Consider the following 11,729-nt stretch of genomic DNA (forward strand, 5'->3'; position numbering starts at 1 on the left):
TAAAGATAATAAACATTCCAAATAAAAAAGGGACAGTCACCTGTCCCTTTTCCCGTCTTAAACAAAAACAAATTGATGAAATCAATTATCTCTTGACCATGCGCAGTGTCTGGATGGTTTCGCCTTGGCTGACGATCACATTGTAAACACCCGATGGGTAATTGTTGCCCAATTTTAAGCCATCGGCGGTTTTGATTTCGTTCGCTTCGACCAACCTTCCGAGCATGTCATAGACTTTCACTTGCGCATCGATTTGATCTGCAGCCGTAATCTCAATCCCGAATTCATAAGAGAACGGGTTCGGATAAGCCGTGATTTTTACATCGGATGCATTTTGGGCTACAGATGAAGTCGGTGCCATTGCCTTGGCCGTTCCGCCCGGAGCCGTAATCTCGCAGGCATCGCCAAACGGTGACCAGGTTCCCGAAGTCATCACTGCTACGCGAATGGTATACAAAGCACCCGCCGTAAAGGCCGAAGTCGGAAGCGAATTGAAGATAAAGTAGTTCGTGCCGCGGTCGATGGTCGCACCCGCATTATCCGATTGTCTGGTGATCTGGAAACGGTATTGGGTCGCACCCGAAACGCTCGTGGCCGACACATAAGAAGTGCCCGAAACGATCGATCCGCCACAGTTAACCAATGATGGAGCCGCCGGAGAAGTCACTTCGCAAGGCGAGCCGAATCCGCTGAAAGCGCCCGATGTCTTGACGGCCACTTCGATGCGGTAAAGCGTTCCGTAGTTGTAGCGGGTAAGCATTTGCAGGTTGAACCAGTTTTGCGTACGGTCGATGGTCTGTACCGCGTTTGGTCCCGAAACATCGGTCAGGTTCGTCACACGGAAACGGTATCCGGTCACGCCCTGGATGCTGGACGTGGCAATCAGCGTGTTGATTTTTGGCAACACGATGCCACATTGCGAAGGAGAAACCGCCGCGGCCCCGCCTTCTTCCAAAATGGCCGGGGTAGAGACGAAACACGGCGTTCCCCAGCTTGCCTGCCAGATGCCCGCGCGTTGCAATTGGATTTCTACCGTATACGTCGTTGCATAGGCATATACCGGGAATTGTGGCATCGTGAAATGCGGTACATTTTTCTCGATGACCTGCACCTGTGCGCCATTGGTCACACGGATCCGGTAGCCCGTAATGTTGTGTCCGGCCACGGTCTGGATGCCGATCAAAGTCCCGATCGAAGCCAGGGTCGTTCCACAAGAAGATGCCAGTAAAGTTGTCGTCACCGTTCCGGTTTCATCGATCGATCCGTCGCAGTCGTCATCGACGCCGTTGTATGGAATCTCCACTGCATTCGGATGGACGGCGGCCACTGTATCGTCGCAATCGCCATTCAATACCGCAAACCCCGTTGGAGGCGTATTGGCATTGACCGCACAAATATTGGTGGCCGTTCCTGCGCCATAACCATCGCCGTCGGCATCGGTGTAGAAAGGATATTGTTGGTTGACCGTAACGACGGCAGAGCCGCTGTTGCCCGTTCCCACGAGCGCATTGGCATCGACCACAGCAACAAGTGTATAAGTCGTGGTTTGCGTCGGTTCTACGCTGATCGGGTTGCCGCTCAGGTATTCGTCAACGATAAACTGGTTCGTACCGTCGGTATAAGTGATTACATAAGGTGCGGTTCCATCGGTAATGGCGACCGATAAATTAGTGACACTGCCCGCACAGATGGTAGCCGATCCGCTCAAAACCGAAGCCGTCGGTGGTGTCAATGGAATTTGCATCGCTTCAAACTTGACGTTGTCGAAACGCCAGGTTCCGCCGGTGGCCACGCTCGAAGGGGTTTGCACCTGTCTGAATTGTCCGGTGCTTTGATAGGTCGCGGCCACGATTCGTACCCCAAAATTGGCATTGTCGTTCACGCCGGTAATCGCTGAAAGGTCCACCGAAATCCTGCGGTATTGGTCGCCCGTGCTGTTGGTTTCGAAACGGCCGTTGTTGAGACTGCCGAGGCAATAGGTCGTGTTCGAATCGGTCATCGTGAAATTGGTCCAGTTCGTTCCGTTGGTGGTGTATTGCAAACGCAGGGTGTTGGCAGAGGTGTTCGACCAACGTTGTTCCCAGCTCACTTTTACATTTTGGTAACCCACGGTGCTCGTGCTGAAACGTGCGCCGCTGGTTTCATTGGTTCCCGGTGCTGCCGTCGCAACCGCCCAGGCACTGGTTCCTGAAGTCTGCGCGCCGCAACCCGAAGCCGTGTTCATTCCCGTGGCCAAGCTCAATCCCGACATCGATCCGACGAGTGAAGAAGTTCCCGTCCCGATGTTAGGCGTCGGTGCGGTGATTACGCCGTTCAAAGTTTCATAAGTCCATTGCGCCAAAACGGTTGGTGCGGCTAAAATGTTAGCGGTCAAACCGGTTGGTTGTGGGTTGATGGTATAATTCGGTGCATCAATACCGGCCAAAGTCGATGTGGATGTCACGGCGATGTTGCTACCCACAGCCGATGAAGCAAAAGTCCCCGTTCCGACCAATGTTACGACATCTGGACTGATGACACCCGAAAGCGTTCCGGTAATGGTCGCAGCGGTTGTTCCATCGAAGGCTTTGTTCTGTGCCACGGCAGAGGCGATCGTGATTGATTTTACCGTGATATCGGCAGTAATTCCTGAAGTGGCCGACAAAGTATAATTGCCCGCGTCGTTTCCAGAAAGCGTCAAACCTGAAATGGTAACCGGTTTTGCAGTGGCTACATTTTCATTGTTGAACGTTCCGACAGCAGTTCCAGAAACGGTCACGTCGTCGCCTCCGATGATGCCCGACAATTCGGCTGTTCCTGAAATCGTAGCTGAAGTATTGGCATCGTAGATTTTATTTTCAGCGGTCAAGCCCGACAGGGTCAAAGACGCCGCTGTGATATCGGCAGTCAACCCGTTTGGTTGTGTCAAGGTGTAATTGGCGGCATCGTTTCCAGCCAAAACCAAAGCGGCAGTTACTGCGATATTGTTGGCCACGGCCGCAGAAGCGAAGGTTCCGTTTCCGGAAACCGTCACCTCATCCGAACCTACAATTCCATTGAGGATGGCGCCGTTGAGGATGGCGTTGTCGTTGCCGTCGTATATTTTATCCGAAGCGATTGCGCCAGTAACTGTCAAGGTTTTTGGCGTAATGTCAGCGGTCAATCCTGAAGGTTGCGCCAAGGTGTAATTGGCGATATCGGTTCCTGTCAGTGTCGCATTGGCCATCACTGCAATGTCGGTTCCAGCCGAAGCAGTTGCAAAGTTGGCCGCTCCGATGAACGAAACGTCATCCGTGCCAACGATTCCGAAAAGTGTTCCTGAAACCGTCGCAGAATCGTTGCCGTCGTAAATTTTATCATTGGCAACAGCAGAAGCGATCGTCAATTCTTTTGGCGTTACGGTCAAAATTTGCGCTACCGGTTCGGCGGCGTCATAGGTCAGATCGCCCGATTGGGTCGCGGTAATCGTCGTTGTCCCGACGCCTACAATTGTTACGGTAGTTCCGGAAACCGTCGCCACATTTTCGTCTGAACTGTTGTAGCTTACCGTCAAGGTGGAGCTGGCCGTAGCCGTCAGGTTGAAATCGGCGCTACCATAAACCACCTCGGTCAGAGGATCGAAAGTGATGGTTTGCGGCAAAAGCGCACCGGCCGAAATGTTGGCCGAGAGTCCGGTCGGTTGTACCAAAGTATAATTGGCAATGTCGCCTATAATGTCGCAATTGGCCGTTACTGGAATGTTCAATCCCACGTTCGGTGAAGCGAAAGTTCCGGTTCCTACGAGCGTCACGTCATCGGGAGCGATTATGCCCGACAAAGTTCCGGTGATGATGGCGTCTGTATTGCCATCGAACACTTTATTTTGTGCCGTGGCATTTAAGATTGTCAATTCCTTGGCCGTAATATTTGCGGAAAGATTGGTCGGTTGGATCAAATTGTAATTGTCCACATCGGCACCGATAAGCGAGGAAAAAGAAGTCACGGGAATCGCAGTCCCTACAAACGGGCTGTCGAAACTCACGACTGGATTTAAAACCACATCATCTGGCGAAACCACGCCGGTTAAGGTCCCCGAAAGTGTCGCATCGGTATTGCCGTCGTAGACTTTGTTGTTGACCGAAGCCGATGCGATCGTCAAATCTTTGGCCGTAATGTTGGCGCTGATTCCGTTGGGTTGCGTCAAACTATAGCTTGTGGCGCGTGTACCGCTGAGGGTCAAGGCTGGGGTAATCGCAATGCCTGTTGCCACATTAATGCTCGCGAAAGTGCCGCCGCCCGAAAGCGTGATCACATCGCTGTTGACGAGTCCGACCAATGTTCCGCCGCTGATGGCAGCCGCATTGGTTCGGTCGTAGGTTTTATGCACACCGGTTGCACCGGTTACGGTCAGGCCCTTTTTGGCCACCGAACTCGAAACCGTCGCCACGTTGGCCGAAGCCGGTGAAGCGGCTAACGTTATGTTGCCTGAATAAGAGCCAAAAGGCGTGGTCGCTGCCAATCGCACGTAAATCGTTGTTGCCGCAACGGCTCCGCTGGATTGGTTGAGCGTTTGTGAAGTGGCATATCCGCTGGCGCCGCCCACCGTTTTCGAAATCTCGAATCCGGTCGGTGCGTTGATCGTGATGTTGTTGGTCAGGTTGGAACCCGAAACCGAGAAAGAGGTAAAGCTCGAAGCGGTTCCATAAGTCGTGCTGACCGCCGATAAAGCTCCTGTCGTCGAAATCGTAGGCGAGGAGCCGTTGACCGTGATGTTCCAGGTCGGGAAGGTGAGTTGCGAACCGCCGCCGCCGAACCATTTGGTACCGTCGGAGAACAAGGCCAGCAATTGCGCCGGTGTTCCCGAAACCGTTACGGTGGTCGCGCTCGAAGACGAATTGGCAAAATAACAGTTGTAGTAGGTCGAAGTCGGAACGTTCAAAAAGTAAGGCGCCGGCAACGAAGACGGCTGCAAAGTGTTGGCCGAGGCCGAAGTAGCCGACAAAGGCACCCCGAAATTCGCGCCATAAATCAATGTGATTCCCGATTGCGTGCCCCAGTTAGAAGTCGATCCCTGGAACAAAAACAACTGGTCGCCCGAGCCGTTGATCGCAAAGTTTGTCGGGTTGTTGCTGCTCCAACCGGTTCCGGCAATCGTCATGCCGTTGAACCAGGTCAGCACCGTTCCCTTGGTTTGGGCCGATGGCGCGGTATAGGTCACAAATCCTTCGTTCGTACGGCCGAGGTCACCCGAAAGGATGCCGTTGTCGGTCACGTTGATGACCGTGTTGGCCGCGATGTCTTTGAGAAGCACGATCGAGAAACGGTCGGTGGTTTGGGCGTTGAACCCAATAATGGCAGCGTCTCCGGCTACCAAAGGCGTTTGGGCGTGTGCGGTCTCCGCCATTCCCATGAAGCAGAAAAGGATCAGCAGCAGGGTACGCGCCGAAATCTTTCTTTTACCGGTATTGGTCTTTGATCGGAGACCGCCGCCGGGCATTCGTAAAATTGATTTCATAGTTTAATAATTAAATTGTTTTGAGCTATAAAAGTATCGGCTTCGTTTGTCCTGCCGGGAAACAAAAGGTTATCAGTAGGTTAACAACGGAAAGAAAACGTTATCAATGGGTTAAATTAAAAAAGCGACCGGGGAAATGGTCGCTTTCGGAGGAGATGAAGGTAAAGTACAGTAAGCTCAATTGATGATTTTTCGATGGATGATTTGTTGGTCGATGGTCTTGATTTGAACCAACAGCACTTGTTCCGATGCGATGGCGTCCAAAGTGACTTGGTTCGAACGGATGTCGTTTCTTTCGAGCAATTGGCGTCCGGCGAGGTCGAAAATTTTGACCGATTGCATTTGCACCGTACCAGAATGGATTGCGATCTGCTGTTGGTTTTTATAGATAACAATGCCGTTGGCAACCGCTTCGGGATTTTGCGTTCCCAGATTCGCATCGGTAAAGCGAAGCACGAATCGATCGTCGAAGATGCCGGTTGCCGTGGCAAAAGCATACGGACCGTCTTTTAGATTGTGGACCAGGTTGAGCAATTGGTCTTCCACATACACATTTTGATTGGCGAAGCCATCATCGAAATTCGACAAATCGATTTCAAAATTCCCGGCGATGTTCGTACGGTAACCCAACGCGATCCGGTCGTTTGGGTCAAACGGAAGTGCCTTGCCTTGAATGGTCAATCGGGTATTGTCGAGTGTCGAATAAAACGAAACCGGGTTGCCGGCCTCCATGATCTCGGCATCATAACCACGGTCCAAACCATCGGTCGCATTTTCGATGTAACCGACCAGAATTTGCTTGTACGCGCCGTTTGCATTTTTGAGTTCGAGCCAAACGCGGTCTTTCTGGTTTTGCGCCATCCTAAAAAACTGGTTGTTGTTCGCCCCGTCACGCATGCTGTTCTTAAAAGTGGCCGTTCCGTTGGCCAAGCCTTTGATCATAAACGATTGGCCCGCCGCGATAAAACCATTCGGGATGTTCGTGTTGAGACCGGGAGCAATGGCGGCCGCGGTTCCGGTTCCACCGCTGAAATTGTAGGTCGCATAATCGTTGGCCGCATATTCGTAATTCAATACCGGCGAATTGTGCGTCCACAGATAGATCGAAGTTCCGGTTCCGATGGCCGCAGCGTTGGCCGGATCCGACATAAAGGCATCGGCGCTCAGGGCACTCGGATACGGATTGCCAAGCAGGTTGAGGTTGTTCGCCCCCGAAACGGCAATTGGGACAGTGTAATCGCCATTGTTCGGCCTGCCGATGAAAATGCCTTCGAAAACCGCGGTTGATGCCGGGTCGAAAGTTTGCGGTGCCCGGATGATGTAACCTTTCCCGATGTCCATCGGCGTGATGCCCGGTGCGGTGACGGCGCTCCAGTTGTAGATGCTGGTGTTCCACCAGAAGTATTTGTCGGACAAAGTTTGCGGGGACAGATTGGCCAAAATCTGGGCGTTGACCGGCGATGACCAATAAGTGAAATCGTAACGCAACATCGGTGTGCTGTTTCTTTTGTAGGTGATGTTTCCCGAATTCGTCGTATTGTTGATTTGCACGAGGCTCGCATTGTCTTCAAAAGTCAATGTTCCGCCCGAAACCGCCAGCGCATTTTGCAAGGTCAATGTATGCCCCGGATTGAACACGACATTTCCGGAAGTCACCGATGCCGAACAAGCCGCAAGATCACCCGTCGAGCTGTAATCGGCGGCGAAAATGGCCGTCACCGATGAATCGGGCACGCCATTGCTCCAGGTTCCGGTCCAGGTGGTCGATTTGATCTCGATCTGGATCGGCACGGTCGCCAATACCGAACAACTGCCATTCTGCACCAATGCCCTGATGTAAGTCGTTTGTACAATCGGTCCAATTGCCGTTCCAGCCAATGTAGATGAGGTGTCGGCGATGTCTTGTACTCCTGTCGTGAAACCAACATCGGTGGCTTTCTGCCATTTGACAACGGTTCCCGAATTTCCGCCCAAAGTCAAATCGGACGGAATATTTCCGGCGCAAATGACCTGGTCCGAGGAGACCGTTCCGGCCACCGTTCCCGGTACTACGGTAAAAGCCCCAGTGGCATTCGCGCTTTTGATGCTCGTGCAACTGTTGGTCACGACCACATAATAATACAGCGTTCCAATGGTCGTTGACAAAGGAAGGTAGCTCGCGGTCTTGGAACCGTTGGCGATTTGGGCCGCGGTAGTCAAAGGCGTTCCACCTGTCGTCGATGCGGTTGTGTTGCTGTACCATTGGTAGGTCAAGGTAGCCGATCCTGTAGCCGTAATCGAAACCGGTGTAAAGGGTTCACCCTGACAAACCGTTTGCGTCGCCGTGGAAGGTTGGACGGTGATTGCCGGAGCGACGTTTCTCGTAAAGGTATAGGTCGCACTGGTTTTTGTGCAATTGTTGGCATTAGTATAGGTATACGTAAATGTGGTGGTGCCACCCGAATACGGATTTGGGATGCTGTACGTTCCGCCGGCCGGGCTTCCACCGGTCAAGGTAACCGCGCCGACCGCACAGGTCGTGATGTTTGAAGCCGTGACTGTCGGCAGTGGATTGACCGTAATGACTGCCGATCCTGAATTGCCTGTTCCCGTGAGTCCGTTCGCATCGGTAACCGAAACAATCGTATAGGTGCGCGTCGATGCAGGATTGACCGAAATGTTGGCCGCGCTCGTATAATTGTTGACCGTAAAATTCGAAGTGCCGTCATTGTACACCACCGTATACGGACTCGTGCCGCCCGTAATGGTCACGCGAATATTGACTGCTGTGCCGACGCAAGTCGAAGTTGTCCCGGACATTACCGAAGGATTCGGCCCCGGCATCAAGGTTCCGGTGACCGTGACGTTGTCGAAACGCCAAGTTCCGGCGGTTCCCGCAATCGAACCCGGAGCCGCGCATTGGCGGAATTGCCCGGTCGATTGGTAATGCGCGGCCAAAATCCGCACGCCGAAATTGGGGTTGTTGTTGAGGCCCGTAATCGCCGACAGGTTCACGCTGATGCGTCGGTACTGGTCGCCCGAGGAATTGGTTTCGAAGCAACCGTTGGCATTGATCGAACCGTTGCAATAGCTGGTGTTGGCCGCCGTCATCGTAAAATTGGTCCAGGTCGAGCCGTTGGTCGTATACTGTAACCTTGCCGTGTTGGGCGCGGTGTTTGACCAACGTTGGTCCCAAGTAAAAAAGATGTTTTGGTAATTGGCGGTGCTCGTACTGAACTGCGCGCCGTTTCTTTCATTGAGCGATCCCGGGTCGAAAGGTTCGAATGCCCAAGCGTTCACGCCATTTTGGTTGCCACAACCCGAACCTGCCATTCCGGTGCGCACCATTGGGGTGATCGTACCGCCGCCGCCGTTGATGATGGCCGAGCTTCCGGTTCCGGTATTCGGCGTGGGCGTGGCCAGTGCGCCTTGTTGCGGTTCGTAATTCCAAACGGCAATTTGGGCGTGCGATTGGAAGCCTGAAAAAAGCAAGCCTGCCAAGCATAAAGATTTGAATAAGAATTTCATAGTCATTGTTTTGGTCTGGGCAAAGCTAGAGCACCAATGTTATGAAAATGAGGTAGTTGAATTAACAGATGGTTAACGAATTGTAAACAGGTATTTGACCGATGTTATTGGTTTTTGGTCGATTGGCCTTTGAAAAGACAAGGCTCAAATTGGACAGAAAATGCCCTAGATTGGCAAAGCCGTTTTGAAACAGCCAATCAAAAATAACCTTTTGATAATTTAAGGCTGCGGTTCAATTCAACTCGTCGCTCTACCTTTCGCCGATTTTAAATTCTGTAAAATGAAAGGTATAAATACGCGCTGTCGGTTGTTCTTTGTAAGTTGTTTTTTGCTGTTTTCGCATTCGGCATTGGCCCAATGTTTCCAAATCGAAAGCATCCTTGTCGATGCCTGCGGCGTCCAGGAAGGACTCAATGAAATGGTGCGGTTGAAGGTGGGCAACGCGCCGCTCAATACAGCCAACCTCAGTGTGGATTGGCCCAACAACCCATGGCAAGGTCTGGTGCAGAATGCCACGACGGCCTCCAAAGTGGCGGTACTCAATGCCGATATTCTCGATGCGGGCGGTTGTGGACAATTGGTAGAACCGACAAACGGCATACTTCCGGCCAATGCGACCGTGATTCTCGTGACGAGTTTCAACTTCGATACCGCGCTCAATTCTTTTGACGCGTTGACCGAGACCTATTATATATTGTTCCAAAACAATCCGACCACCGCTTCGGGGCATTTCGCCAATTCGGGAACGGGTGTGCGTACGTTGTCGATGGCTTTTGGCAGTTGTTCCGATACGGTAAGCTATGACCGCGCCCTGCTCGTCGACCCCAATGGTACCACCGTTGCCGCCGATGGGGCAATCGTGTTGTTCAATCCTGCCGGAAATCCGACTTACATCAACAACGGATGCTCGGCTCCGGTTCCGCCCTTTACAGTCGATGCCGGTCCTGCAGCCCTCAATGCCTGCGCAGGTGCGACCCTTTCGTTGACAGGCACGGCGCAAGGGCAGCAATCGGTTTCATGGACATCAACTAGCGGCACTTTTTCCAACCCGAATGCGCTCAATACCAATTTCACCGTTCCGAATAACAGTGGTAACCTAACGTTGACTTTGACGGCGACCAACAGTTGCGGTGCCACAACAACCGATCAGATCGTCATTATTGTAGGAAACGGCATCGTCCCAAATTTTGCCACAACACTCACTTTGTGTACAGGAACGACCGCACCGGTTCTGAACCCGATTTCGCCCAACGGCATCACGGGAACCTGGAATCCATCAACAATCAGCAACACAGCCAGCGGCAGTTATGTTTTCACCCCGAACCCGAACCAATGTGCGACTTCGGTGACTTTACAGGTCACTATTTCGAACAGCATCGTACCGAATTTTGCCACAACACTCACTTTGTGTACTGGAACGACCGCACCTGTGTTAAACCCGACTTCGCCCAACGGCATCACAGGAACCTGGAATCCATCAACAATCAGCAACACGGCCAGCGGCAGTTATGTTTTCACGCCGAACCCGAACCAATGTGCGACTTCGGTGACTTTACAGGTCACTATTTCGAACAGCATCGTCCCGAATTTTGCTACGAACCTGAGCTTGTGCACGGGAGCGACCGCGCCGGTTTTGAACTCTGCTTCGCCCAACGGCATCACAGGAACTTGGAACCCATCTACGATCAGCAACACAGCCAGCGGCAGTTATATTTTTACCCCGAATGCGAACCAATGTGCGGGCCTGGTTACTTTGCAGGTCACCGTTTCGAACAGCATCGTCCCGAATTTTGCGACGAGCATGACTTTGTGTACAGGAGCGACCGCGCCGGTTTTGAACCCGACTTCACCCAACGGCATCACAGGAACCTGGACTCCATCAGCGATCAGTAACACGACCAGCGGCAGTTATGTTTTCACCCCGAACCCGAACCAATGCGCGGGCCCGGTTACTTTGCAGGTGACGGTTTCGGGCGGCATCGTCCCGAATTTTGAGACGACCTTGACTTTGTGTGCGGGGGCGACCGCGCCGATTTTGAATACTACTTCACCGAATGGTATCACCGGAAGCTGGAATCCACCGATGATCAGTAATGAACAAAGCGCGGATTATATTTTTACGCCTTTTGACGGGCAATGTGCTTCGGCAGTGGTTTTGGCAGTGACCGTTCCTGTCGTGAAATTTGAGATCGAGCAATATTGCAAAGAGGGAAAATACTACCTCGAAGTGGTTCCCGATGCCCAAATGCCAGCCACGGCGCAATACCGATGGGAGGACAGCAATGGCCAATTTCTGGGCGACGAAACGATGCTCAATGTGTCTGATTGGGTCGATCCGGAAACGGTTTACCCGACCAATTTCATGGTCCATGTCTTTGTTCCGGATGCTTGTGGAACCTCGCGCAACGTAACGGTATACAGCACGATGTGTACGATTCCAAAAGGCATCTCGCCGAATGGCGATGGCAAAAACGATTGGTTCGATTTGGGCGGAATGGGTGTGGTGCAGTTGCGCATTTTCAACCGATACGGGACCGAAGTCTACACCAAACAGAATTATTCCAATCAGTGGAGCGGACAGTCCGGCAACGGAAAAGAATTGCCCGACGGCACCTATTATTACGCCATCGAATTGTCGGATGGCCAAACCCAGACGGGCTGGGTATATTTGAACCGGTAAATACCAACCGAATGACCAAATTCCTAAAGCCGATTTAACATTAAAATAAACTTTAAGTGACTGTTTAGT

3 protein-coding genes are annotated in these 11,729 nt (G+C 52.2%); 1 reads left to right on the forward strand and 2 read right to left on the reverse strand.

The features are described from left to right. Positions 1 to 85 precede the first annotated feature (85 nt). Together QM717_RS09405 and QM717_RS09410 are read right to left on the reverse strand one after the other, a co-directional pair. Positions 86 to 5,473, reverse strand: a complete 5,388-nt coding sequence (locus tag QM717_RS09405) for a YDG domain-containing protein (RefSeq protein WP_415037149.1) — start codon at positions 5,471 to 5,473, stop codon at positions 86 to 88. 177 nt (positions 5,474 to 5,650) lie between these two features. Continuing rightward, the gene (locus QM717_RS09410) at positions 5,651 to 8,980 is read right to left on the reverse strand and encodes a T9SS sorting signal type C domain-containing protein (protein WP_415037151.1); all 3,330 of its coding nucleotides are present in this window, start codon (positions 8,978 to 8,980) and stop codon (positions 5,651 to 5,653) included. Between the two features lie 280 nt (positions 8,981 to 9,260). Here QM717_RS09410 and QM717_RS09415 point away from each other — a divergent pair, with 280 nt between their 5' ends. Continuing rightward, entirely contained in the window at positions 9,261 to 11,660 is a 2,400-nt protein-coding gene (locus QM717_RS09415; RefSeq protein WP_415037153.1) for a gliding motility-associated C-terminal domain-containing protein, read from the forward strand. Positions 11,661 to 11,729: the final 69 nt, after the last annotated feature.

Origin of the sequence: Flavobacterium sp. (assembly GCF_047602195.1) — a bacterium.
In the GTDB taxonomy this organism is placed as follows: Bacteria; Bacteroidota; Bacteroidia; order Flavobacteriales; family Flavobacteriaceae; genus Flavobacterium.

Excerpts from the sequence above, each read along its gene's own strand:
- QM717_RS09405 (WP_415037149.1), bottom strand. The coding sequence starts at position 5,473 with ATGAAATCAATTTTACGAATGCCCGGCGGCGGTCTCCGATCAAAGACC.
- QM717_RS09410 (WP_415037151.1), bottom strand. The coding sequence starts at position 8,980 with ATGAAATTCTTATTCAAATCTTTATGCTTGGCAGGCTTGCTTTTTTCA.
- QM717_RS09415 (WP_415037153.1), top strand. The coding sequence starts at position 9,261 with ATGAAAGGTATAAATACGCGCTGTCGGTTGTTCTTTGTAAGTTGTTTT.